Genomic DNA, 24412 nt, shown 5'->3' with positions numbered 1-24412 from the left:
TCTCCTCCCTCAGCTTCGGCTCGAGAGTTCGAGCAGCCGATGACGCTCGATCAGCCTGGCAAGCATCGACGGTCCCTCCTCCGTCACGGGCAAGAAGAACCGCGTTTTCCAGGCAATGATTTCAGGGAAAAGTCCGATAGCTTTCAGCCAGTCGCGCATGCCATCGGTGAAGCCGGCGAGCTCGATCCGGTAGTCGTTCATCACCCGGACGCGACGCAGGCTGAGATCGCCGGCAAGGAGGGCGACCGAGGATCCGTCGACGAGCGAGGCCCAGGCCTGTTCGGCCGAAACCGCTTCGGCCCGGTTGACGCCGAGGTTGCGGCAAAGCGCGGAAAGTGCTGACGGGGCGATGACGCGACCGACAATGCGCTCGCCGTCATCCGTCTCCAGTCGATAAACGCGGCAATAATCCTGCGGCAGCAGCCGCCAGATCGGCAGAAGCAAGCCGCTGACGATGTGCAGTGTCGAGACGGAGAATTCCGGCAGATTGTCAATCTCGGTCATCCAGGCCTTCTCGAAGCTCCGCTCGTCGGCTTCTTGCCAGTGGGTCTCTTCCAGTTGGCGAACTTCGAAGCGCAACTCATCGAGCGGCCGGAGCAAAGAGACGCGCGGCTGGATCGAGCCATCGTCGAGCATGATCGACCGTGTCGGCACCATGACCGCGGCGCGGCCGGACTTGCCGTTGATCATCAGCGTTGCGCGTGGATCCTGCTGCACCAAAGCCTGGACATCGGCGAACGACATCGGCTGGTTGCGGCGCTTCTCTTCGATCGTCAGCAGATGCGACTGCGCGCCGTTGGCATGGGTGTAGATCACCTGCCGATCGGTCAGCTTCATGCTGTCGGCGGCGATCGTCTCCAGGCCCTTATCATAGCTTCCCGCCGCAATGGCGCCCTCAATCCGCGCGGTCAACAGCTGCTCGAAGGCGTCGAACAATAGGTTCTGCATACCGATCGTCAGCGCCAGCATGCGATTGAGGAATGTCTGGATCGGCGGCAGCTCGTCCTTTAAACCACCTTCGTCCGACGTCAGCGAGAGACCTGTCACCGCCTCAAACTGGCTGAGCGGGCATCCCTCGATCTTGCCGGCATAAAGCAGCCCATAGAACTGCCGGAGCGCATCGCGGGAATATTGGGATTCGAGATTATCCTCGCTGCGAAACATGCCCTGTCCGCCGGTCTGGCGCTGGCCGCGGGTGATGGCGCCAAGTGTGTCGAGGCGCCGGGCTATGGTGGAGAGAAAGCGCCGTTCGGCCTTGACGTTGGTGGTGACCGGGCGAAACAGCGGCGGTTGTTTCTGATTGGTGCGATGGCTGCGACCGAGCCCCTGGATCGCCACGTCGGCGCGCCAGCCGGCCTCGAGCAAATAATGAACTCGCAGGCGCTGGTTTTTGGCTGTCAGTTCCGCGTGGTAGGAGCGACCGGTGCCCCCGGCGTCCGAGAAGATCAGAATGCGCTTCTCGTCGTCCATGAAGGCGCGGGTTTCGTCGAGATTGGCCGAGCCTGGCCGGTTTTCGACGGCAAAGCGGCTGATCGATCCGATATCTTTGCGGAAAATGCGGCGTGAGCGGCCGGTGATTTCTGCCACCATCTCCGTCCGGAAATGCTGGACAATCTGGTCGAGGGCGGTCGGAACTGCCGCAAGACTGCCCAGTTTCTCGATCAGTTCGTCACGGCGCTGGACGGCCTCGCGGCATAGAACCGGTTGCCCGCTGGCATCATAGACGGGCCGTGAACTGATATTGCCGGCGCCATCGGAGAATTCCTCGAATAGTTGGACGGGAAACGAATGCGCGAGATAGTCGACCACATATTCGCGCGGGGTGACGTCGACCTGAATGTCGTTCCATTCCGATGTCGGGATCTGCGCCAGCCGGCGTTCGGTGAGCGCCTCGCCGGTCGAGACAATCTGGATGATAGCCGCATGTCCCGCCTTCAGATCATCCTCGACGGATTTCAACAGCGACGGTGTCTTCATCGAGATCAGCAGATGATTGAAGAAGCGCTGCTTCGAGCTCTCGAAGGCCGAGCGGGCCGCCCCCTTGGCGTTGCGGTTCAACGTGCCGGTCGCGCCGGTGATCCCAGCCGCCTGCATCGCGGCATCGAGATGATTGTGAATGACCTGGAATGCTTCCGCATAGGCATCGTAGATGCGGATCTGCTCGTCAGTCAGCTGATGTTCGACGATGTCGTATTCGACACCCTCGAAGGAGAGCGAGCGGGAGGCGTAGAGTCCAAGCGCTTTCAGATCGCGGGCGAGCACTTCCATGGCGGCAACGCCGCCATCCTCGATCGCGGCGATGAATTCGGAGCGGGTGGGAAACGGGAAATCGGTGCTACCCCAGAGACCGAGCCGTTCGGCATAGGCGAGAGATTCGACATTTGTGGCGCCGGTCGCCGAGACGTAGACGACGCGGGCATCGGGAAGCGCGCGCTGCAGCCGCAGCCCTGCCCTTCCCTGCTGCGAGGCGGCCTTGTCACCGCGCTCGGTCTTGCCGCCGGCGGCGTTGGCCATGGCATGGCCTTCGTCGAAAATGATGACGCCATCGAAGCGCGTTTCGTTCCCTGTCGCGGCTTCGCCGCTCCTTGGCCCTTGGCTTAACCAGTCGATGATCTGCTGAACCCGCGAGCGCTTTCCTTCGCGTTCATCGCTGCGCAATGTTGCGAAGGTGACAAACAGGATTCCCTCCTGCAGTTGGATCGGCTGTCCCTGACGGAAGCGCGAGAGCGGCGTTATCAGCAGCTTTTCCTGACCGAGCGCACTCCAGTCGCGTTGAGCGTCCTCGATCAGCTTGTCGGATTTCGAGATCCAGATATGCCGGCGCCGTCCCTTCAGCCAATTGTCGAGGATGATACCGGCCACTTGTCGGCCTTTGCCCGCGCCCGTACCGTCGCCGAGAAACCAGCCGCGGCGGAAACGAACTGCGTCCTGGGCGTCGTCCTGGGCAGCTTTAAGATTGTCCCAGGACGCATCGACCGTCCAGTTACCGCTGAGATGCCCGCAATGCGCTTCCCCGGCATAGATGACGCTCTCGAGCTGAGCCTCGGACAGAGCGCCGCTTTCGACCACGGGACGTGGCAGAAGGGGACGGTAGGTGGGACTGGGTGGCGCGACCGACGCCATTGCCATCGACTCGACCAATCGATCCGGATGCGGCTTGGCATTGGGGATATGGATCGACTGCAAGCGATAAGGCTCATAGACGCCGTCAACGCCAATTTTCGATTCAGTTCGATCGTCGGTATCACGCAGCTCGTAGGCAAGCTCGACGATGTCATTCGCTGTGGCGACGCTGGTCTCGCCCTTCGGAGCAATACGCTTTGGCGACCTATCCGGATTCCGAACATCGAGAAGTAGAGGGGTTTTGGTCGTAGTGGTCTGAGCAATAGCCGGCAAGGACGACATTTTCATGCGCGGCGGGAGGTCGTCGATCCATTCCAGCAGTGTTTCGACATCCGGCGCCGTGCCGCGAGAAGCAATCATCCACGCCGGATCGCGTGCGGGAATTTTATCGATGACGATGAGCCGCGTTTCAGTCGTGGTGCCATGGCGCGCGTAAACACGGCCATCGACAGCGGCACTGAAGATGATCGTTCCTTGGCTCTGAAGCCGGACGAAGGGCTCGCGCCATCTGCCGTCGTCAGGAGATAGCGAAGAGCCGGTGATCGTCACCAGACGACCGCCGGGCGCAAGGCGCGCAAGAGCCGAAGAGAGATGACGCCAGGCGGCGTCAGCGACTCTGCCTTCGACATGGACACCGGCCGAAAAGGGCGGGTTCATCAGCACTACGGTCGGTCGTACCGCGTCATCAAGATAGTCGTCGATGTGAGCCGCATCGTGCCTGCTGACCACCCTCTTGGAGAACAGGTCTTGCAGCACGTCTGCACGGAGGTCGCCGATTTCGTTGAGAGCGAGATGGGCGCGCGCAAGCTCGGCGAAGATTGCAAGCATCCCCGTCCCGGCCGAGGGCTCGAGAACAAGGTCGTCGGCCTTGATCGCTGCGGCCCGTGCAGCGACAAAAGCCAGGGGAAGCGGGGTTGAAAGCTGCTGCAGCGCCTGACTCTCTTCCGACCGCCGGCTGTGGGTCGGCAGGAGCTTTGCAACTTTCGTCAGCATCGCGGGCGCCAATTGCGGCGCATTGCAGCGCGCGGTGATCGCCGTGCCGAACTTGCGCAGGAAAAGGACCTGAGCGACTTCGGTCGCTTCATAGGCATCTTTCCAGAGCCAGAAGCCCGCCGCGTCGCTGCCACCGAAAGCTTCGGTCATGACAGTGCGCAGGTCGGCGGAGCCGACCGGCCGACCCTGTTCAAGAAGAGTAAGCAGCGCATTGGCGGCATCAAGGATAGAGCCGCCTCGGCTGCCGTGAGGTATGGAAACAATCGAGGGGGTGGCCGCGTCGGCGGCTAGAGACGAGATGGTCATGGAGAACCTTTTCGAGAGCGAGGAAAGGACCGGCCCGCCGGGGCGCTCTCAAAACCCGCCAGACCAGCCCTTTCCGGCCACTCTCTCCCTCTTCGATCGCCGCCGAGAAAGGATAAGCTCCGGCCGAAGGCCAGCAGCCGGAAACGCACGTTCAAGCGTCAGCTCCCGAAATTCACGCCAGTCAGTTCCAATCAACAAATAGTTGACTTCCAATTATCATGACCGATAGTTCCAATTTTCTGAGAATCTGGAACGAACATGTACAAGCGATTCGTGGAACGCCGGGCAGAGGAAGCCCTTTCGGATACGCCGGTGGTCCTGATCGTCGGACCGCGCCGTGCGGGCAAGACCACGCTCGTGCGGAAGATGGACGAGGCGGGCCGCAGCTATATCACGCTGGACGATCAGACTGTCCTCGCAGCTGCGCAGTCCGATCCCGCCGGCTTTATCCGCGGCCTTGACCGGGCAATCATCGACGAGATCCAGCGCGCGCCTGAGCTGTTGCTGGCGATCAAAAAGACGGTGGACGAGGACTATCGTCCCGGTCGGTTCCTGCTTACCGGTTCAGCCAACGTGCTCACACTGCCCCGCGTCGCCGACAGTCTGGCAGGCCGCATGGAAACCATCCAAATGTTGCCGCTCGCCCGCGCAGAGGTGGAAGGCACGACGTCAACGTTTCTGGATCGCCTGTTCGAAGGAAAGCTGCAGAGCGACCGGAACGGGATTGTCGCAGACGATCTCGTGAAGCTCGTCCTACTCGGCGGATTTCCGGAAGCGATCGCCAGAGAAAGCGAACGGCGCCGTCAGGACTGGGCACGATCCTATCTGACGTCGGTTCTGACGCGCGACCTTAGGGACATCGCCGATGTCGATAAGCTGACCGAGCTCCCGAAGTTCGTGCGGTTGCTCGCCGAGCATTCCGGACAGCTCGTCAACTACTCGCAGTTCGGGGCGAGCATCAATGTCAGCCACAAGACGGGGCAACGGTACGTCAGTCTCCTCGAGCAGGTGTTCCTGCTTGCCACTGTGCAGCCCTGGTACACCAATGTGCTCAAGCGGATCGCCAAAACCCCGAAACTGCATTTTGTCGATTCCGGCGTGCTCGCCGCCGCCCGGGGGCTGACTTTCGACAGGATGAAGGCGGATCGCGGCGCATTTGGCGCAATCCTGGAGAGCTTCGTTTTCTCCGAAATCCTGAAACTCATGACAGGCTCGGATTTGCGGCTTACTCCCTACCATTTCCGGGATCAGCAGATGCGAGAGGTGGACGTCGTGCTCGAGCGCGACGATGGCATGATCGTGGGGATCGAAGTGAAGGCGAGTGCCACCGTCAAGGCCAGCGACTTTGGAGGATTGAAGACGCTAGCCGAAGCTTGCGGAGAGAAATTCGCCTTTGGCATCGTCCTTTATGACAACACTGATGTCGTTCCCTTTGGCGACCGGTTTGCCGCTGCTCCGCTTTCCTGTTTGTGGCAATGATGCCCTGTTCCAGACGAGATGTGAGGAAAGGCATCGCGATCGGACGCGATCCCTTCGGCATCTGATGTCGAAGTCTTGGATTGCATAGCCGGAAACAAGAAAGCCCGGCACAAAGGCCGGGCGTATGGTGGGAGGGCAAGTTTCGGAGACGCGATCTTGCGGTCGCATTCCACTCAGGAGACGCCTTCAAGCAGCTTCTTCGCCTTGACTTCAAGCTCAAGTCGGGTGTCCTGATTGGTCTTGGTGCGTGCCAGCGCAGTGATCCCCTGCACGAAATCGAAGACCGATTCCGGCGGCCGGCCTTCTTCCGATAACACCATCTCGATCACCTTGCCGGTTTCCCCCTTCGAGAAGCCGCGACGGCGCAGGAAGGTCTCGCGATCCTCGTCCTTACGCGCGACGATCCGCTCACGCGCCGCCTTGATGCCGGCCACGAACGGCGCCGGTGAGGAATTGGCGAAACTGGTCAACGCGGGAGCTGCTTCATGCGCGAAACGCTGGGCGGCGAACTTCGAATGCCGGATGGTAATCTCTTCGAAGTTTTCCGTGCCCCAGAGGTTGCGATTGGCACAAACGGCGCGAAGGTAGAAGGAAGCGATGCCGAGCGTCTTTGACCCGACTTCACTATTCCAGGCATAAAAGCCACGGAAATAAAGATCCGGTTCGCCGTTTGGCAACCGTCCGGCTTCGATTGGATGGGTGTCGTCGACCAGAAACAGGAACACGTCGCGGTCACTGGCGTAGAGCGTCGTCGTGTCCTTGGTGATGTCGACGAAGGGATTGTGCGTCATCGTCGCCCAATCGAGCACGCCGGGCACCTTCCACATCGTATCGCCTGTGCCATTGCCGGCGATCTTCATCACCGCCGAGACGAGTTCATGATCCCAGATGCGGCCGTATTCCGGCCCGGTGACGGCCCGGAGTTCGAGCCGGCCATCGTCCATCTCCAGTGTTTTCACCAGCTCGGCACGGTGATTGAGCAGGCCGTGCTGAAGGTTGATGGCGGCAAGCGGCGCCGGCAGTTGGCGCATATAGGTGGCGGGCGCGCCGACCAGGCCGCAGAGCTGGCCGTAGCTCCAATGGGTCGGCGCGATCGGCTGGCGCTGGCCGGGAACAAGGAGTTCGAGCCGCTCGGCGTTGTCGCGCGTGGCCTCGACGCGGATAGCGGCACTCTCGATCGTTCGCGCCTGCGCCCGGTCGGCACGGGAGCGAACGGTATCGTAGAGCTCGGTCAATGAGAGGAACCGTTCGTCGTCGGGGCGCGTAAACCATTCCGACGAAACGCGGCCGATCCGTTCGCCGCGGGAAATATCGACTTTGAAGCCGGAAGTGGTGGGCCGAGGGCTGGAGCTGGGGATGTTCATTGGACTATCTCCTGAAAAGCAAAGAGCCCGGCGCAATATCCGGGCTGGGGTGGAGGGATATGAAGCGCTGATTGGGTCAGTGTCAGCGGAGGCGCAGGTGCGCTGCCCGGATCGCCGTCAGCGCGGCCTGGAATTCGGCATTGCCGACGACGTCAGAAAAGTCCGTCGTCGTTGCGATGGATACACATGCCTCGTGGATTTCGTCATCGCTGACCGCCTCGGTCGAAAGCCCACCGAAACTGTGATCGACCTCGAGAACGGCGGTAATGGCGTCGCGAACCCGATCTTCCTGCAGCCGGGCGAGAACGTGGACAGGCTTTGGCGGGTCGACAGGTTCGTCAGGATCCGGACTTCCCGCGAGAATGGCTTCTCCCCGCGCGATCTCCCAAGCTGAACGGGCAAGCCAATCGAGCGATGGTTCACGCGCTGCATGGGCATCGTCGAGGAAGATCTTCAAGAGACCAAGCAAAATTTCGAAATGGCGGGCTCGACGTTGAACCGCTTCATCGAATTGCGGCGGCACCGGGATCGAAGCGCCGGTATAGGCAGCGTGCGTTCCCTTCCAGACGCCGGTGACGTGGACTTCGCGGGAGGAATCCTGGTCCTTCTCGGAGATCTCCCAATTGTCGTCTTCGATTGCAGCACGGCAAGCCGCCTCCAGCGTTTCGGCGGCATAGGTGCGATGCCGGAACACCGGCAAGTGATAGGTGGTTTCGATCGTAAAATCGGGCATTGAACTCTCCTGAAAACAGATGCGGCCCAGTCTCCTTGCGGAGCCGGGCCGTCGGTTGAGTCTGGTGAATGGGATTATTCGGCCGCGTCGAGATGCTGGCGTTCGCCGATCTCGTCGGTGGACGTAGAGACATCATCGATATCGTCGGTGAGGAAAGCCGGCAGGTCGCGGGCCGGTGCATCGACCGTCCCGCCATCGGCGATCTCCCCGGCTTCGACAGTCGCCGGCCCGACCGACGCGCTGTCCGTGACAAGCCGGAGCGGTTCCGGCAGCCAATCGCTATCGGTCATCAGCCGCTCTGCCTCGCGCGCCATGTCGGCCTTCTTGAGATGGCCGATCAGCTCTGCCGACTGATCGCCCTTCGCCTCGCGGACCGCCTGCAGGATGCGGGCCTTGGTGACGCGGCCAAGGTAGTTGTTGGCGGTCGGCGTCCATCCTGCCTCGACCATCCCGAAGCCGATCGATCGGGCTAGTTGATCGGCATGTGCGACTGCGCGGGTCCGCTTGTTCCACGGCTCGATCACCGCATTGACCGCCAGCGAGGCGCAATGGGCAAACAATGCCTGGCGGCTGACCTCATCGAGTGCGATCAGGAACGCCCAGAGCTCGTTCGGGTCCTTGGGAAGATCCTGACCCCAGGCTTCCTGCCGCTGGTCGATTTCCTTTGCCCATACCGTGTCACCAAGTCCGTCGGTCTGGCTGAACTTGGCGCTCTGCAGGGTCACCTCCAGGCATGAATCCGAACCGTAGAGATAGAAGGTCTTCAGCACGAAAGCGTGCAGCACGGCAATGAAGGCCATGACCGGATCATTGGCGAGAGCGTTACGCAGCGCGATGGTCCGCACGGCCGTCAGATCGAGAACCAGGCGATCAGGGAGGGGCTTAATCATCTCGTCCTCGTCTTCCAGCTGATCGCCGCTGCTGGCCGATCCGTCGGTGACCAATGGACCGCCGTCAAAATCGACGCTTCCCGCGCCGTCAGCATCGGGGGTATCGACCTCGGCTTGCTGCTCGTCTTCTGGCCGTACGAAACCCCGTTCGATCTTGAGCTCGCCGCCGGCGCCCAGCGAAACAAAAACGCCGCCGCGAGCAACCTCCTCGGCATCGAAGACATACGGCCGATCATTGAGCCGGTCGAGCTCCGCACCGAGTTCTTCGAGCTTCTGTTCCGTCGCCTCCGAGTGTTCGCTCGCCGCGGCATAGTCCCCATCGAGCTTATCGTACTCGGCCCTTGTGGCATCATAGCGAGCGAGCTCCTCCTCAGTCATCTCGGCCTGTTCGCCATAGAAGCGACGCAGCCCTGGTGTATGGCCATAGGGGAAATCGAAGGCGACCTCGATCCATTTCCAGCCCTCGGCCTCTTGGATCGCGTCGGCGTCGACCTTGAGCTTTTCGAGCGCGAGCTGCTCCAGCACCGCCGGATCCTGCAGCCATCCGCCCTGATCCTGCTCGAAGAGATCGCGCATCACCACGCCACCGGCGGCCTCGTAGACGTCGATGCCGACATAGACGGCGCGGCGGTCGCTGGCGCGGATGGCGGTTTCCGTCAGTAGGCGGCGGATATAGTATGGCTCGCGGCTATGCGACCGCGAGATCGTATCCCAGACCTGCTCCTGGCGGACATGATCGTTGGTGATCGAGAACGCCATGATCTGCTCGAGCTTCATCTCGTCTTCGGCATAGAAATCGAGAAGTCGCGGCGAGACGGATGCAAGCCGCAGGCGCTGCCTCACCGTGGCGACCGAGACGAAGAAGCGCGCGGCGATTTCTTCCTCGCCGAGCCCCTGCTCCCGTAGCGTCTGGAAGGCGCGGAACTGGTCGAGCGGATGCAGGCTGACGCGCTGGACGTTTTCGGCAAGAGAATCTTCTTCGGCCGACGTTTCGTCGCCTCGCTTGACGACACACGGGATCGGCTCATCCTTCGCCATGCGCTTTTGCTTCACGAGCAGTTCGAGCGCCCGAAACCGGCGGCCCCCGGCGGGAACTTCATAGGTGCCGGTCTCCTCTCCGCCCTCGGCGAGAACCGGGCGGACGCTCAGGCTCTGGAGGAGTTTGCGACGGGCGATATCTTCGGCAAGATCTTCGATTGACACGCCCGTCTTGATGTTACGAACGTTCTTCTGCGAGAGCACAAGCTTGTCGAAAGCAATGTCTTCCGATCGGTTGAGGGTGATTTTCTGAATGGCTTTGGCCATGTCATTTCTCCATGACGGACCGGCTGGAGCCTCTCTCCAATCCTCTCAATCCGTCACGGCCTCCCCCTTCCCTCCTCTTCCTCTTTTCTCCTCCTCACCGCCCGCGCCCAGCAAAGGTCTCGCTGTTCCCAGCCTCCTCCTGAAGTGCGCTCGCCAGCTCCCACATCGCCGCCGTCAGTAGAGGGAGGGAGAAATCCTCGTTGTCTATCGGTCAAATCGCTCCAGCATCTTTCTCAGCTGGGCGTTTTGGAGTTGAAGCTTCTTTGCCAACTGGCTGCGCAGCTGCCGGATCTCGTCATCGAGGTCCTGGAAATTGTTCGAAACGACAGGAGCGGCCAATGGTGCCGACTGGATCGCGGCAGGCACGTTTTTCTTTCGAAACACGCGCCGCTTGCGCGGCTTCGTTGTCGCCAAACCATCGACCTGCCGCAAGCCGCGTTCGTCCGGACCGGCCGGTCCTTCGACGACCTTCCCACCACTGGGAACATCGTCAAAGACCATCGAAACTGCATCGACCTGATCAGCGGCGTCCTGCGCAATGTCACCTGGCAACGCCGGCGCAGTCGGTGGTTGTAGCTGCGCCGGCTCGCGCGTCTCTTTGGGTACCGGCGTCTCGGACGTGTCCTCGATGACAGCGCTTTATTATCCTTGCCATGTCGTCTCGTCAGTCCAACGACCGTGAGCGCGTACCGCAGCCGAAACAGCTTTGAGATCCAGGTTACCCCAAATTGAGACCGGTTTCGAAGTCTGCCGCCGACGGCTGGACTTTAATTCAACAACGAAATTTCGTTGCGGCTTTCTCATATTGTCAGAGCCTTGAACTTACCGGAGAAGGTGACGCTGAGCAGCGGCACAGTGGCTTTGTCCTCGTCAATAACGTCATTGACGGGATCAGTCGAGAGACGCTGCCAAGATTAGACCATGGATGAGCGTATGGCAGCTATTATGTCTCCGACTATACGCGAGCCACTTGCCGTCGCCTCGCTACTCAACCCTATTGAGAGCAGCTCGTCCCGGCCTGGGACCGTGTAGGTTGCGCGACTTGAGCGGAAACGAACCGGTGCCCCGCGATTTAGCAGTAACCACCCGGCTAGTGAAAATTCCGGCTCTTCACCTTCAGCGTATCGATATGAAGATCCGGCGTGAACATATCCCTCGCCCGGACTCCCGGAGGCGCTTTTTCGCGAGAATCCGGGCTGCCCGGCGACCCGTGGGCAAACTCGTCACCGCGGCCGGTGGTGGCACGGAATGCACCGTCGCGCCCGGCAAGCCTTGACAGATCGGCCGACAGCTCGAAGAGCTGCTGGGCGACTAGGTGAACCACCTCGCCTTCGCGCTGGATCCTGCCATTGATCGCCATCATGCTGGCGCCGAGCACCACCCGGCGTGAGCGCTCGAACAGCTTCGGCCAGACGACGACATTGGCAATGCCGGTCTCGTCCTCGATGGTGATGAACATCACGCCCTTGGCCGAACCCGGGCGCTGGCGCACCAGCACCAGCCCGGCCGCCATAAGCCACTTTCCGTCGCGCGCCGTCATCGCCTGCGCACAGGTGACGATCCGCCGCTTATTGAGATCGGCCCGCAGGAACCTCAAGGGGTGCTCCCGGAGAGTCAACCCGACGTGACTGTAATCCTCGACGACGTTATGTCCGTCGGTCATCTGCCTGAGTTCGACGTTCGGCTCTTGCTGCTCGGCAATCGCCCGCGCCTCGCGTTCGGCCGCGGCTGTGAACAGAGGCAGCGGCTCGTCCCGCAGCGCCTTGATCGCCCAGAGCGCATCGCGCCGTTCGAGCCGCAATGACGGCAGGAAGGCGTCGGCTTCGGCAAGCTCGACAAGTGAGGCGACCGGCACACCAGACCGGCGCCACGTGTCATCCACCGACGCGAAGGGTTCATCGGCGCGGGCGGCGACAATGCGCGCGGCGTCGGCCGTTGCCAAGCCGCGCACCAGGCGCATGCCAAGCCGCACCGCATGCCGGCTTGTGCCCTCCACCTCCTCGAGCGTGCAATCCCAGCGCGACCGGTTGACGCAGACCGGGCGCACGTCGACACCGTGTCTCCTCGCATCGATGACGATCTGGGCCGGGGCATAAAAACCCATCGGCTGCGAGTTCAGGAGAGCCGCGCAGAAGACATCCGGGAAATGGCATTTGATGTAGCTGCTGGCATAGGCGATCAGCGCGAAACTGGCAGCATGACTTTCGGGGAAACCATAAGAGCCGAAGCCTTCCAATTGGCCGAAAGTGCGCTTGGCAAACTCTGGTGAATAGCCGTTGCGGATCATGCCGGCAACCAGCTTGTCCTCAAACCTGCTGACGCCGCCGGTGAACTTGAACGTCGCCATGGATTTCCGAAGCTGGTCGGCTTCGCCGCCCGTGAAACCGGCACAGACCATCGCGATCTTCATCGCCGACTCCTGAAACAGAGGCACGCCCAGCGTCCTGTGCAAGACCGCCTCCAGTTCGGGCGTCGGATATTCCACCTTTTCCTTGCCCTCGCGGCGGCGCAAATACGGATGGACCATGTCACCCTGGATCGGCCCGGGCCGGACAATTGCCACCTGGATGACGAGGTCATAGAAGGTCTCCGGCTTCATCCGTGGGAGCATCGACATCTGTGCCCGGCTCTCGATCTGGAAAGTGCCGAGGGTGTCGGCCTTGCAAATCATCGCATAGGTGGCCGGGTCTTCCTGCGGGATGGTGGCGAGGTCGAGATCCTGGTGCTTGTGCTCGCCGATGAGGGCGAAGGCCTTGGCCATGCAGGTCAACATGCCCAATGCTAAGACATCGACCTTCATCATTTTCAGCGCCTCGACGTCATCCTTGTCCCATTCGATCACCTGGCGGTCGGCCATCGCCGCCGGCTCGATCGGCACGAGATGATCGAGCCTGTCATGGGTCAGGACAAAACCACCCGGATGCTGGCCAAGATGCCGCGGCGCACCCATCAGCTGCTGGGCGAGCCGCAGGGTCACGGCGAGACGGCGGTCGTCGGGATTGAGGCCGAGATCACGCACTTGGTTCTCGCCGACCGTTTCCGACCAGGACCAGATGCCGGAGGAAAGCGCCTTGATCAGATCCTCGGGAAGACCCAACGCCTTACCCACGTCGCGAATGGCGCCCTTGGCGCGATAGCGGGTCACGGTGGAGCAGAGGGCCGCCTTGTCATGGCCGTAGGTTTTGTAGATCCACTGGATCACCTCCTCCCGCCGCTCGTGCTCGAAGTCGACGTCGATGTCGGGCGGCTCGTCGCGCTCCTGGCTGACGAAGCGCTCGAAGAGGAGATCATTGGTATCAGGATCGATCGAGGTGATGCCGAGCACATAGCAGACTGCGGAATTCGCGGCCGATCCCCTGCCCTGGCAGAGAATGTCCTGCGATCGGGCATAGCGGACGATCGAGAAGACCGTCAAAAAATAGGGGGCGTATTTCATTGTCTCGATGAGAGCGAGTTCATGGCGGATCGTCTTTTCGACATGCGCCGGCAGGCCTTCGGGATAACGCGTCTTCACGCCTTCCCAGGTGTAGTGCTCCAGCGACTGCTGCGCCGTCATGCCGGGGATCAGCGCTTCCTCGGGATATTGATAGACGAGCTCCTCCAGACTGAACCGGCAGCGCTCGACGATCTCCACCGTGCGTGCCAGCGCCTCCGGGTAGCGGAGAAACAGCCGCGCCATTTCTTCCGGCGGTTTGATGAAGCGGTCGGCATGCCGCTCGCGCTCGAAGCCGACGTCGTCGATGGTGGTGCCAGTGCGAATGCAGGTGACGACATCCTGCAGCTGCCGCCGGCCGGGCTCGTGAAACAGCACGTCATTGGTGACGACCGTCTTCACCCGGTGCTGCGCCGCCAGGTTCGCCAGCTCGTGCAGCCGCAGCTGATCGTTCGGCCGCCGGCGCAGACAGAGCGAGACGTAGGCGCGGTCGCCGAAAATCTTGGCCATCTTCCTGAGCTGCACGGCGCAGGCATCGTCCGGCATATCCGGGACCAGGATGCCAATCAGGCCTTCGGAATAGAGCATCACATCCTCGAGATGCAGGATGCAGTTGGCTTTGCCGCCCCGGCCCTTGCCCAAGGTCAAAAGTCGCGTCAGGCGGGAATAGGCGGCGCGATCGGTGGGATAAACGAGGATCGACGTGCCGTCCTGTAGATCGAGCCGGCAACCGACGACGAGCCGTAGGCCGGTGGCGCGGGAAGCTTCGAGCGCCCGAACAATGCCCGCCAGGCTGTTGCGGTCGACGATACCGAGCGCCTCGATGCCCATGAGCTTGGCGGTGGCAAAGAGTTCCTCCGCCGAGCTTGCGCCGCGAAGGAACGAGAAATGGGTGGTGACCTGCAGTTCGGCGTAGCGCATCAGGCAAACACCCCATGCAGGAACCATTTGCGCGATCCGGTGTCGGCGTCGACGCCATCGCCGGATCGGAAAATCCAGAAGCGCTCGCCGGCATCATCCTCGACGACGAAATAGTCGCGCACAGCAACCCATTCCGAACTGCGCTGCCACCACTCTCCAAATATTCTCTCGGGGCCGTCGGCGCGCTTCACCCGGCGGCGCTTGCCGCGCCAGGTGAACGAGACCGGCGGATGATCGGGCAAGAGCGCAATCACCTCGATCACTTCCGGGTGTGGCAAGAGCCGCGACGGCCTCGGCCAATGGAGCGACCAGGTGGCGCCGACCTCGCCCGCCGTCGGTGCGATCCGTTGAACGCTGCGCTCCGGCACGTCGCTCGCCACCGGTGCGACACGGAAAATCCGCTGGCCGCCGCGGTTTCCCAGCACGTCGATCAGCGGCGTCACATCGGTAATCTGCTCTTCGATCAGGGAGGAAGCCGACTGCGCCTCGACGAGCGGTTCGGCGATGATGGCTGCGAGGCCCAGCTTCTCGATGCCGAAGCCGGGCTCGATCTTCTCGATCCGGTCGCGGAAGAGTTTCGTCAGCCAGCCGATGTCACGAACCGGCTTGGCCGTGCCGGCCCGAAGCGACTGGATTGTGTTGTCGACGCGGTGGACGATCAGATCGGCGCGCCGCACGCCAAGTCCTTTCTTCTCGAGCTCCAGACAGAGCTGCCGCACCAGGCGGCCCACATATTTCTCGATGGTCTCCGCAGCCCCGATCGGTTCGGCAAAGGATTTTTGGACCTCGACGAGATCCGCCGGCCGGATCGGGTCGATGGGCTCGGCGAGCCGGTCGAACATCTGATCGAGGCGGCGGCCGACCTCCGGCCCGAAACGCAGCGTCAGCGGCGCCCGCGGCGTCACTGCCAGATCACCGACGGTAGCGAAGCCGAGGGTTCGGAGGCTCCCGACGATCTCGGCCGGCAGCCGCAGTGAGGATAGTGGCAGACGGTTGACCGCCTTGGCGGTGTCGCCGCGCGGGATGATGACTGTCTCGCGATCCGTCGAACGGGCGAGCGCATGTGCCGCACCCCAGGTGTCGGCGATTGCCGCGCGCGCCACAAGACCCCGGCCGCGGAAGCGGTTGACGAGACCGGAGAGCATCAGGTCCTCGCCCCCCTGCAGATGGTCGGCGCCGTCGGTATCCATGATGATGCCATCAGGGGGATCCATGGCAACAACGGGAGAATATTGCGACAAGACCCAAAGCGTCAGCCGTTCAAGTGTGGCGAAGTCGGCCACTGGGTCGGCATCCACCATCGTCAATCCCTGAACCAGCGCCTGCGCGTTGGCGGCCGGCATACCAACCCGCAAGCCCAGTTTGGCAGCTGCCTGATCGGCCGCCGCCACCCATCGCTTGGACCCGCTCCTGGCGATCACCACTAGCGGCGTGTCAGGATTGAGCGAAGGATCGGCGCGCCTGATCCGGTCGGTCGGCAGCGTCGGAAGAAAGACAGATACGACCCTTGCCATCACATGCTCCGATAATGAATTGTCCTCCCTCGCCTGCCCTGACCCGCATGAGCTCGGCCAGCCACCGCGCCCGCCCGACGCCCGGCACGGGCAGCGGCTCGGACGGCAGCACCGAGATCCGCCAGCGGGTCACAGCTGCCGTCGGCATTCCGAAATCGGAGGCTTCCGTCTGGCGCCGCCATCGGCGGATCACCAGGCCCAATGTGCCGGACTTTTCCGCCGCAAGCTGCAGCCGGCGCGAGGCCGTCATCGGCAGGCGCACCAGCTCGGCGACCACGGCGCCGAGGCCGCCATAGCGCAAAGCCTCTTCGAAGCTTGCGAGCACCGTCTCTTCCTTGTCGCATTCGACGAAGATGACGCGATCGGGGTGAAGTCCGACCTGGGCAAGTGCTGGAAAGAACAGATCGAAGCGGGTGAGGCACCAGACCACCTTGCCGGTGGTGCGGGCCGCGATACCGCCGATGAAGAGCGCCGCGGCCGCGCCGTCGATCGCGCCGTTTCCGCCGCCGGCGACTTCGTGCAGCGCACCAAAGGCAAGGCCGCCACCCGGCAGCTGCGCGTCAATCTCGGCCACCCCGAACGGAAGGACGGATGTTCGTCGCGCTGCAGCCCCTTCGAGATGCTGGATGCGATCTCGAAGATCGGAGATGATCGGATTCGCGCTGATCTGCGCCATTCGGAAGCCTTCGTCAAAATAGGTTTTCATCTCGCCCGAAAGCGGGTATGTTCTCTATTTGTTCCGACGTGGCATGTGAGTCAATGTGCATATGCAAGCGAGTGGTCTCCAGGCTGCAACCGGCCCATTTGCTGCGCCACCGGAAGAACCAGTGAATTCAATCGCCTACCGATGGTCGGCCGACAGGCTCTAAAAATGTCATCGATAAGAAAAAATAGCTGTGAGCCGGCAACACTCCGCGACTTCCGTGGATCGGTCGTCTTTGTCGAGTGCATTGCCTGTGATCGGAACACGGAGCTCGACCGAAAGACCCTGGTCAAGCAGTACGGCGCGAGTTTCACGTTCCAACAGCTTCGCCGGCGGCTGAGCCTCGGCTGCCCTCGTCTGATTTCGGAAGATGGCGTCGACCGCTGCCAGACCCGCTTCCCCTGTCTCACCGAAAATGGCCTTTCAATCAGCAAGGAGGATACCCCATGACGGAAAACGTCGTATCGTTCGAGGAAAAGCGCCTTGAGACGCTGTCTGGTACGATCTTCGGAACGACGGCCGAAGAACGGAATCTGGCAGCAATCCGCTCGAACATCGAGTTTGCCAGAAATGAACTGGCGCTTGTTCAAAGCTATATCGATCTCGCCTATGGCGGAGAAATCGTCTACACGCCGAATGACGGCGCGAGACCACAGGCGGAGGCCCTTGCGCATCTTGGCAGCGTTCTTTCCAATTACGAACAGGCGCTGTTCGATAAGATCGGCAGCCTCGAATACGAGCTGGAAATGCTGGAATTTCCGCCCGATCGAGATGACGAATGAAATGAACGATCCAGCGGGGGAATGTAACGAGGGCTGCATCCGAAGGATTGATGAAGAAATTTTGCGCGTGGCACGCCTGAGCTGATGAATGCCTAGTCAGAACATTCTAACCTCTTGGCAACTGCCATCAGTACACTTCGACGTGAAACGTGCTGGCTTTCTCCCCCGATCCAAGGAGCTAACTTGTTTGTCCGTCCGCAGTTCCCGTACGATGCCAGAAAAAGCCCCGCATTTAGCGGGGATCAGTAGGTGGGGTTGTTTTGTCAAGATAGCGCGCCTAAGAGCGAACGATCATTTCAAGACATTCTTATGAGATGGCAATAAGTAGTATTTTACTCTTTGAGATTATACTACGATCTGTAAAGTAAGGTGTTGTACGTTTTCGAACCAAAGATCGGAAGCCGACTAGAAAGCGAAATATTATCGCCTATTATGCATTTAATGCCGCCCGGCGATTATTTGCTTACCCCAAGCAATGTGTCTCCTGTGCGCTGGGCGGCTACTTGGCCTGGAACCAATGACACATGCTATTGCGACGCCTCGGCGAGCGCGGTCTTCTCCTGATGCCAAGATCAAGCAGTTCCATCCACGTCGCCCTCCTCATCGAGCATGTGGACAGGCAGATAGGTGTTCTTCTCCATCCATTCTCGAAGAATAAACCCGATCGTGTCATTGCGTGTCAGGCCCAGTTCACCCGCTAAATCTCGCAACGCCTCCTCAACGTCTTCTTCCATTGAAACACCGGCAGCATTGCGCAGTCTCAGTGCAGAGCGACGAAGCAGAATTTGCAGCTCAGGGCGCGGAACGTCTGCGATGCGATCAGCGGCAAGCGCATCGGCTTGCTCTGAGGCAGTCAACATCAGAATTTTTGTTCGTGGGCTTTTCGCCCGGATACCGGAAATCGCATCGATGCCTCCTCCGGGCATGAACACATCAAGGAGAATGACATCGGGTTTGTGGGATGCCGCCAGTTTGATCGCTTCACCGGCGCTTGCCCCTTCGCCTACGACGACAAAAACTTCAATTTCAGCCAGACTGCGTCCCACTCCTTCTCGAAAAGAGGGTGGTCGTCCACAACAGCTATCGTGATTTCTGCCAACGTACACTCTCCATCGCTCGAGACTGAAGACCATTAGCCGTCGGGATGAACCCGTTCGTTATGGGCCCAAGGTTTGAACTCAGCTTGGCATCCACAGCGGTCAACCGCATCAGATGACGATGAAATTCAGCTGTCTCATCCTGCTGTTCCACATAGGGAGGGTCATTTCCCTGATCGAACTTCGACCCAGTCGCTGGCGGTGAATCCTCACCGTTGGCTGTTGTAGACTCCATAACGCAGCGTTTGATCGCGCGCAGGACCTTCATGAAGGCAAGCTGGGCAATGAAGCTGGGTTCGTGTCGCGCTATTGAGCAAAGCGTCACAAGTGACAGATATGTGTTTCTGGCTCGGCGGAATTCCCAGAATGCATATTTCTGAGTAGCAAGCATCGCGCTTCGCATGGCGTATCTCGGAAGCTGAGGATTTCCGGCCAACGCGCGCCTGACAACTTCAAGGGCGCTTTGGCCCATCTGGAGGTGATTGGACGACATGTTGCCCGGATACTCCCTGTATCCAACCAGACGCTCGCGGATAGCTTCGATACGACAGCGGGCGGCAAGCTTGAGTTCGAAATCGAGGTCTTCGCACCCGCCAATTCCCAATGCGGCGTATGAGCTATCAAATCCGCCAATCTGGAGAGCAACATCCCTGCGGACAAGGAGGGAGCTCCCGTTGCCAATATATTTGAACGTCAGGTGCCGCGCGTAGATATATCCTCTCGCGACGGCATGGCCGCCCGAGCGAATGATCTCGTCATCATGGTTGATGATATAATGTAGCACATAAACTGCACCCCACTCCGGGGATAGACCACTGAGAGCGTTAACCTGCTTTTCAATTTTTGTTCGATGCCAAAGATCGTCTGCGTCAAGAAATGCCACAAACTGCCCGGCTGCTTCTTGGAGACCAGTGTTCCTCGCTGCGGCAACACCGCGGTTAGAAGTGGACAGCAGACGAATCCGCGAATCTCCAAGCGCTACGCGTTCGACGACCTTGGCTGTATCGTCGGTAGAACCGTCATTGATGACGATAATCTCCAAATTCTGGTAGGTTTGGCGCCCAGCGGATCGAAGTGTGCGTTCGATATAGGGATAAGCATTGAAGGCCGGTATGACGACCGAAACCAACGGCCGAATGGACTGTCGAGCTTCCCTCCGATCCTTGTCTGAAGAGGAAAGCATTTTGGGTCTCGCGTTAATCAAAGAACGATGTATATCAGGCAGTATCTTGTTGATTCACCGAGTGCATTTCCGAGCGCTGAAACCTCAATCCTCCCAGCGGAAGTGCGACGGACGTATACATCGCAAAGCAGACAGTCGCGTTGCACTGTAGCTTTGCTGTAGGCAGCCCAAAACGGACTTTAGTCCGATCAGCCCACATAGCCTTTAGGTGTAAGAACAGGCTAATTGAAGTAATTTTGCAGTAGTGTCACCCTTCTAGGGCCCCGCTCCTTGGTTTGCGGAGCATGTAGTACAGAATGCCCCGCGCACCGCCCCTAGCGGGGCATTTTGTTCGGGCAACTTCCATGGCCGACGGGCGCAAGCTCATGGCTCGCTGGTGCAACGGCCCAAGAGAATGTGGGGCGAAGGGAGGGGTGCGGCACGCAGTCAAAACAGCGAGTAAATTCGGACGCCGATGGCGGACAGGGAGTCTATCGATCCTGGTAGAGTTCACGCTTGCTCATGGCAGGACTCCCCTGGGGTTGTTCCACCCAGAAAACGCTCGCCGCCGCTAAAAGATGCATGGAATCATGGGCTAGACAGGACTCGTCATACGCGCAGCCAATTCGAACTAAGTCATTGAAAAATGATTCGTTTCGACTCGGAACGATTCGCTGCCGAATCACTTGAATCGCTTGAGTTGTGTGCGGAGGGTCCCAAGTCATGGCGGGTCCAAGAGCCAATTGGAAGGGCTACATCAAGTTCGGGGAAGTCTCCTGCCCCGTGGCGCTTTATACAGCGGCCTCCTCGTCGGAGCGCATCGCCTTCAATACCCTCAATCGAAAAACCGGCAATCGGGTCAAGCGTGAGTTCATCGACAGCGAAACCGGTGATCCGGTCGAGCGCGAGGACCAGGTCAAGGGCTATGAAGTCGAGAACGGTCAGTATGTGGTGCTCGAGCCTGAGGAGGTCGCAGCCGCCGTGCCGGACAGCGACAAGACGCTGAAGATCGACGCATTCATTCCGTGCTCGCAGATCGACACCACTTATTTCGACAAGCCTTATTATCTGGCGCCCGACAAGATGGGCACGGATGCCTTCCTGCTGCTGCGTGACGGCATGAAACAGGAGAAGGTCGCCGGCATAGCACGGACGGTGCTTTTCCGCCGATTGCGCACGGTGCTCATTCGGCCGCATGGCAAAGGCCTGATCGCCTCGACGCTGAACTTCGATTATGAGGTCCGCTCGTCGGACACGGCGTTCGAAGAGATGCCGGACCTGAAGATCGAAGGCGAAATGCTCGAGCTCGCCGAACACATCATCGGCACCAAGAAGGGCAGCTTCGACGCCAGCACCTTCGATGACCGATATGAAGCCGCCGTCGCCGAGCTCGTCAAAGCCAAGATCGAGGGCCGTACCCTGCCGAAGAAGAAGGCACCGGTGGCGTCCAAGCCGAGTGAACTGCTTCAGGCCCTGCGCGAGAGCGCCGGTCTCGGCGCGCAGGAGATGAAGCCAAAGCGCACCGCGGCGAATGCCAACCGGACCGGCGGCCGTCCAAAAGCAGCCAAGCCCGCCGCAAAATCCAAGCCGGAGACGGCGCCGACGCGCCGCGCCAGCTGATAGGAGGAAGGCGCCATGGCCCTGCGTCCCTATTGGAGGGGCTATCTCAAACTCTCGCTCGTTACCTGCCCCGTGCAGATGATGCCGGCGACCTCCGAGAGCGAGAAGGTTCGCTTTCACACGCTCAATCGCCAGACCCGGAACCGCGTCGTCAGCCACTATGTCGACTCCGTCACCGGCAAGGCCGTCAGGGAAGAAGACGAGGTCAAAGGCTATCAGCGCGGCGAGAACGAATATGTGATGCTGGAGGAGGACGAGCTCGAGAACGTGGCGCTTGAGAGCACCAAGACGATCGACATTTCCACCTTCACGCCGCGCGACAGCATCGATTGGATCTGGCTCGACACGCCCTATTATCTCTCACCGAACGACCCGGTCGGACAGGAGGCGTTTTCCGTCATTCGCGATGCCATGGAAGCGCAAGATATGGTCGGCATTTCCCGGCTGGTGATTTCGCGCCGCGAGCGCGCCGTCATGCTCGAGCCACGCGGCAAGGGTATCGTCCTCTGGACGCTGCGTTATGGAGATGAGGTCCGCGATGAAGACAGTTATTTCGAGGCGATCGGTGAGGAAACGGCGGACTCGGAGATGATGCCGCTGGTCCGACAGCTGATCAAGAAGCAGACCAATGATTGGGGCCCGAAAATGGTCGCCGATCCGGTCCAGGCGCGCCTGCTCGATATCATCGCAGCCAAGAAAAAGGCCTTGAAGAAGCCTGCCAAAGTCAAGGGCAAACCCGCCGCGCCGGCTCCGGCGAACAACGTGGTCAACATTATGGACGCTTTGAAGAAGTCGGTCGCGGCCGAAAAGCGGGCCGGCAAATGAGCCGCCGCGCCAAACCTCTGCTGCAGGATGATCAGATCGCCAAGTCGAAGCCGGCCCGCCCACGCGATCCGGCGCAACCGCGTCTTCCGTTCGATCCGATGCCCGACCGTGTCGAGCCGTGCCTGGCGCTGCTGAAGAAAGTCCCGCCGAAAGGTCCGGATTGGTTATTCGAGGTGAAATGGGACGGCTATCGCCTGGCCATTCACATCGAGCCCAAACGAGTCAGGATCATCACCCGCGGCGGCCACGATTGGACGCACCGGTTCCCGACGATCGCCGAGGCCGCTAGGGCGCTCGGCGTCGGGACTGCGATCCTTGATGGCGAGGCCGTTGTGCTCGACAAGCAGGGGCGCTCTGACTTTGGTGCGCTGCAGCGATCGCTTGGCGGACGTGGCGGCAAGCGCACGTCGACGGAGTCAGTTTTTCTGGCGTTCGACCTTCTGTATTTCGACGGCCATGATCTGACGAGGACCGAACTCTCGGTGCGCCGGGCCCTGCTGGAGGATTTTCTCGACGGCGCCACCGGCGCAATTCAGCTGTCGGAAGAAGTCTACGGCGATGGTGCAGAGCTTCTGGCGAATGCCTGCTCGATGGGTCTCGAAGGCATCATCGCCAAGCATCAGGATCAGCCCTATCGCTCCGGTCGCACCGGCGACTGGCTGAAGATCAAATGCGTCCAGCGCGAAAGCTTCATGATCGTCGGCTACGAGCGATCGGCATCTGCCCGCAGCGGCTTGGGCAGCCTGCTTCTTGCCGCTCGCAAGGGGCACCAATGGATCGATGTCGGCTCGGTTGGAACCGGGTTCAACGCGAAGGACGCCGAATATCTGCGCAGCACGCTCGACAAACTCCGAATTGCGCGACCGGCGGTCCCGCTCAAGGGCAAGAACCTGATCTTTGCTCAGCCGACATTGATCGCAGAGGTAGAGTTCACCGGATGGACGGAGGACGGCAGCTTGCGTCACCCATCCTACAAGGGCCTGCGCGAGGTCCAGGACAATGCGGCAGTCTTCGACATGAACGCGAAGCAGACCGGCTGAAACGCCAGGGACTTTTGCGGGAGCACGCGTAGCCAGACAATTCGCAGGACCGGAGCGAACGCTGGCAAGCCAAGATAAAATCAGGTTCAAAACAGCCGATGGTATCGCATCGGCAGCGGCTCATTCTCGCCGCTGCCTGCCTCGCAAGCTTGCGCATTTGCATCTGCCTCCAAGCGACCATACGCTCGTGACCGGGCGCCCGAGGTGCTGTCGTAACCGGCTGTATCTCAGTATGGCCGAGGATCCCTGTCCCGCGACATCTGAGAGACAGCAATAACTTGGTCTTCCGGTGCCAGCAGATCGTGTTTTTCGGCGAAGGCAACATACAGACCGCGTGCCGTCTCCGGCTCGATCTCGCCGCGGAGCGCGGCACCGCACGCCTTGAGCGCGATGGAATGCGCGCTATCCCGTAACGACGCCGGCCACTCGGTGAGATGCCGATAGGCGTCCATCACGCTGCGGACCTCAACTGGAAACCCAAGACCAACAAGAACGGAGACAGGCTGTCTGAACATATCGGGCTTCATCATATTCTCCTTCCCAACCCCAAGTGTTGACCGGCGGAGCCGCGACGGGGCCTCCCGCCATGTGAGAGGGCCGATGAGCCTGGCCCGCCGGATTGCCGATCCCCTTTGTCCAACGCCTTGAGGGCCTCAAGGATCTCATCATAGGAAACGGCTCTTTCTGTCCCGGGATAGAGTCGCAATGCAGGTACCGATTCGATCGCAAAGCAATCGGATGCCCAGGAGGCGAGAATGGCCCGCTTTTCCTCAACGCTGATGTTGGTGGCGGCCAGCACGTCGCGGGGATGACTGAAGTGTTTTGCCGGATGCAGCAGGTGCGCCGCGCTGATCGCCGCGGCGGCTTGCTGCTGGGAGAAGTTGCTTGTGTTTTCCTTTCTCATGGCTTGGCTCCATTGTGTCGACTGATGGAACTTGGTTCATAAGAGAGTATGTGGGGTGGCCCGCCCGAAGGCGGGGCGGGCCGAGCAATCGTTTAGAAGTCCATGCCGGCGCCGGCCGGCATTGCCGGAGCGGCTTCCTTCTTCGGCTTCTCGGCGATCATCGCTTCCGTCGTCACCAGCAGGCCGGCAACGGAGGCGGCATCCTGCAGCGCGGTGCG

Annotated in this window: 17 protein-coding genes and 1 pseudogene; 5 read left to right on the top strand and 13 right to left on the bottom strand. The window is 60.7% G+C overall.

Features of this window, described 5'->3' with window-relative positions; genetic code table 11:
- Nucleotides 1–9: 9 nt before the first annotated feature.
- Nucleotides 10–4422 carry a strawberry notch family protein gene (locus ATY76_RS18370; RefSeq protein WP_088676183.1) on the bottom strand — a complete coding sequence of 1471 codons (4413 nt, stop codon included), beginning with the start codon at nt 4420–4422 and terminating at the stop codon, nt 10–12.
- 258 nt (nt 4423–4680) lie between these two features.
- On the opposite strand from ATY76_RS18370, the gene ATY76_RS18365 reads away from it, so the two are divergent.
- Nucleotides 4681–5901, top strand: a complete 1221-nt coding sequence (locus ATY76_RS18365) for an ATP-binding protein (RefSeq protein ID WP_088676182.1) — start codon at nt 4681–4683, stop codon at nt 5899–5901.
- 173 nt (nt 5902–6074) lie between these two features.
- On the opposite strand, the gene ATY76_RS18360 is transcribed toward ATY76_RS18365, so the two are convergent.
- The 7 genes from ATY76_RS18360 to ATY76_RS18330 form a co-directional block, all read right to left on the bottom strand.
- Entirely contained in the window at nt 6075–7265 is a 1191-nt protein-coding gene (locus ATY76_RS18360) for a DUF932 domain-containing protein (protein ID WP_088676181.1), read from the bottom strand.
- Nucleotides 7266–7347: 82 nt separating this feature from the next.
- Nucleotides 7348–7998, bottom strand: a complete 651-nt coding sequence (locus ATY76_RS18355) for a hypothetical protein (protein WP_088676180.1) — start codon at nt 7996–7998, stop codon at nt 7348–7350.
- 74 nt (nt 7999–8072) lie between these two features.
- Entirely contained in the window at nt 8073–10193 is a 2121-nt protein-coding gene (locus tag ATY76_RS18350; protein WP_088676179.1) for a ParB/RepB/Spo0J family partition protein, read from the bottom strand.
- 204 nt (nt 10194–10397) lie between these two features.
- Entirely contained in the window at nt 10398–10625 is a 228-nt protein-coding gene (locus tag ATY76_RS18345; RefSeq protein ID WP_210199521.1) for a hypothetical protein, read from the bottom strand.
- A 658-nt stretch (nt 10626–11283) separates the two neighbouring features.
- On the bottom strand, nt 11284–14547 hold the full coding sequence (locus ATY76_RS18340) for an error-prone DNA polymerase (protein ID WP_088676177.1): 3264 nt from the start codon (nt 14545–14547) through the stop codon (nt 11284–11286).
- Nucleotides 14547–16061: a DNA polymerase Y family protein gene (locus ATY76_RS18335; protein WP_190233686.1), complete on the bottom strand. Its 1515-nt coding sequence runs from the start codon at nt 16059–16061 to the stop codon at nt 14547–14549. Before ATY76_RS18335 ends, ATY76_RS18340 begins: the two co-directional genes overlap by 1 nt.
- Nucleotides 15982–16737, bottom strand: coding sequence for an ImuA family protein (locus tag ATY76_RS18330; RefSeq protein WP_088676230.1), 756 nt, complete (start codon nt 16735–16737; stop codon nt 15982–15984). The genes ATY76_RS18335 and ATY76_RS18330 overlap by 80 nt, the downstream gene beginning before the upstream one ends.
- A gap of 473 nt (nt 16738–17210) precedes the next feature.
- On the opposite strand from ATY76_RS18330, the gene ATY76_RS18320 reads away from it, so the two are divergent.
- Complete coding sequence (locus ATY76_RS18320; protein ID WP_088676176.1) at nt 17211–17546, top strand: hypothetical protein; 336 nt, start codon at nt 17211–17213, stop codon at nt 17544–17546.
- 572 nt (nt 17547–18118) lie between these two features.
- Here the strand turns inward: ATY76_RS18320 and ATY76_RS18315 are convergent.
- The 3 genes and pseudogenes from ATY76_RS18315 to ATY76_RS18310 all read right to left on the bottom strand — a co-directional run bounded on the left by ATY76_RS18315 (nt 18119) and on the right by ATY76_RS18310 (nt 19826).
- The gene (locus tag ATY76_RS18315; protein WP_245310009.1) at nt 18119–18403 is read right to left on the bottom strand and encodes a CopG family transcriptional regulator; all 285 of its coding nucleotides are present in this window, start codon (nt 18401–18403) and stop codon (nt 18119–18121) included.
- A 33-nt stretch (nt 18404–18436) separates the two neighbouring features.
- Nucleotides 18437–18679, bottom strand: a pseudogene (locus ATY76_RS34265) (hypothetical protein); the annotation flags it as partial.
- The gene (locus ATY76_RS18310; protein WP_088676175.1) at nt 18627–19826 is read right to left on the bottom strand and encodes a glycosyltransferase family A protein; all 1200 of its coding nucleotides are present in this window, start codon (nt 19824–19826) and stop codon (nt 18627–18629) included. The gene ATY76_RS18310 and the pseudogene ATY76_RS34265, both read right to left, overlap by 53 nt.
- A gap of 702 nt (nt 19827–20528) precedes the next feature.
- On the opposite strand from ATY76_RS18310, the gene ATY76_RS18305 reads away from it, so the two are divergent.
- Genes ATY76_RS18305 through ligD form a run of 3 tightly spaced genes read left to right on the top strand, consistent with a single transcriptional unit; the run spans nt 20529 to nt 23290 of the window.
- Nucleotides 20529–21425: a Ku protein gene (locus ATY76_RS18305; protein ID WP_088676174.1), complete on the top strand. Its 897-nt coding sequence runs from the start codon at nt 20529–20531 to the stop codon at nt 21423–21425.
- Nucleotides 21426–21440: 15 nt separating this feature from the next.
- A complete protein-coding gene (locus tag ATY76_RS18300) occupies nt 21441–22250 on the top strand; it encodes a Ku protein (protein ID WP_088676173.1) in 810 nt (269 codons plus the stop codon).
- On the top strand, nt 22247–23290 hold the full coding sequence (ligD, locus tag ATY76_RS18295; RefSeq protein ID WP_088676172.1) for a non-homologous end-joining DNA ligase: 1044 nt from the start codon (nt 22247–22249) through the stop codon (nt 23288–23290). The genes ATY76_RS18300 and ligD overlap by 4 nt, the downstream gene beginning before the upstream one ends.
- 227 nt (nt 23291–23517) lie before the next feature.
- Here ligD and ATY76_RS18290 read toward each other — a convergent pair whose 3' ends face one another.
- Both ATY76_RS18290 and ATY76_RS18285 read right to left on the bottom strand, forming a co-directional pair.
- A complete protein-coding gene (locus ATY76_RS18290; protein WP_088676171.1) occupies nt 23518–23817 on the bottom strand; it encodes a DUF982 domain-containing protein in 300 nt (99 codons plus the stop codon).
- Entirely contained in the window at nt 23817–24194 is a 378-nt protein-coding gene (locus ATY76_RS18285) for a hypothetical protein (protein WP_245310001.1), read from the bottom strand. Before ATY76_RS18285 ends, ATY76_RS18290 begins: the two co-directional genes overlap by 1 nt.
- Between the last annotated feature and the right edge of the window lie 218 nt (nt 24195–24412).

The organism is Rhizobium sp. R339 (genome assembly GCF_002211395.1).
Classification (GTDB): domain Bacteria; phylum Pseudomonadota; class Alphaproteobacteria; order Rhizobiales; family Rhizobiaceae; genus Rhizobium.
The sequence above is the reverse complement of the archived record's forward strand: the minus strand, read 5'-3'. Positions and strand labels throughout refer to the sequence as shown.

What these genes read in the sequence shown, in the direction of transcription:
- ATY76_RS18335 (WP_190233686.1), bottom strand. Translation starts at nt 16,061, where the DNA reads ATGGCAAGGGTCGTATCTGTCTTTCTTCCGACGCTGCCGACCGACCGG.
- ATY76_RS18285 (WP_245310001.1), bottom strand. Translation starts at nt 24,194, where the DNA reads ATGAGAAAGGAAAACACAAGCAACTTCTCCCAGCAGCAAGCCGCCGCG.
- ATY76_RS18370 (WP_088676183.1), bottom strand. Translation starts at nt 4,422, where the DNA reads ATGACCATCTCGTCTCTAGCCGCCGACGCGGCCACCCCCTCGATTGTT.
- ATY76_RS18360 (WP_088676181.1), bottom strand. Translation starts at nt 7,265, where the DNA reads ATGAACATCCCCAGCTCCAGCCCTCGGCCCACCACTTCCGGCTTCAAA.
- ATY76_RS18365 (WP_088676182.1), top strand. Translation starts at nt 4,681, where the DNA reads ATGTACAAGCGATTCGTGGAACGCCGGGCAGAGGAAGCCCTTTCGGAT.
- ATY76_RS18300 (WP_088676173.1), top strand. Translation starts at nt 21,441, where the DNA reads ATGGCCCTGCGTCCCTATTGGAGGGGCTATCTCAAACTCTCGCTCGTT.
- ATY76_RS18355 (WP_088676180.1), bottom strand. Translation starts at nt 7,998, where the DNA reads ATGCCCGATTTTACGATCGAAACCACCTATCACTTGCCGGTGTTCCGG.
- ligD (WP_088676172.1), top strand. Translation starts at nt 22,247, where the DNA reads ATGAGCCGCCGCGCCAAACCTCTGCTGCAGGATGATCAGATCGCCAAG.
- ATY76_RS18340 (WP_088676177.1), bottom strand. Translation starts at nt 14,547, where the DNA reads ATGCGCTACGCCGAACTGCAGGTCACCACCCATTTCTCGTTCCTTCGC.
- ATY76_RS18310 (WP_088676175.1), bottom strand. Translation starts at nt 19,826, where the DNA reads ATGCTTTCCTCTTCAGACAAGGATCGGAGGGAAGCTCGACAGTCCATT.
- ATY76_RS18350 (WP_088676179.1), bottom strand. Translation starts at nt 10,193, where the DNA reads ATGGCCAAAGCCATTCAGAAAATCACCCTCAACCGATCGGAAGACATT.
- ATY76_RS18320 (WP_088676176.1), top strand. Translation starts at nt 17,211, where the DNA reads ATGACGGAAAACGTCGTATCGTTCGAGGAAAAGCGCCTTGAGACGCTG.
- ATY76_RS18330 (WP_088676230.1), bottom strand. Translation starts at nt 16,737, where the DNA reads ATGGCGCAGATCAGCGCGAATCCGATCATCTCCGATCTTCGAGATCGC.
- ATY76_RS18305 (WP_088676174.1), top strand. Translation starts at nt 20,529, where the DNA reads ATGGCGGGTCCAAGAGCCAATTGGAAGGGCTACATCAAGTTCGGGGAA.
- ATY76_RS18290 (WP_088676171.1), bottom strand. Translation starts at nt 23,817, where the DNA reads ATGAAGCCCGATATGTTCAGACAGCCTGTCTCCGTTCTTGTTGGTCTT.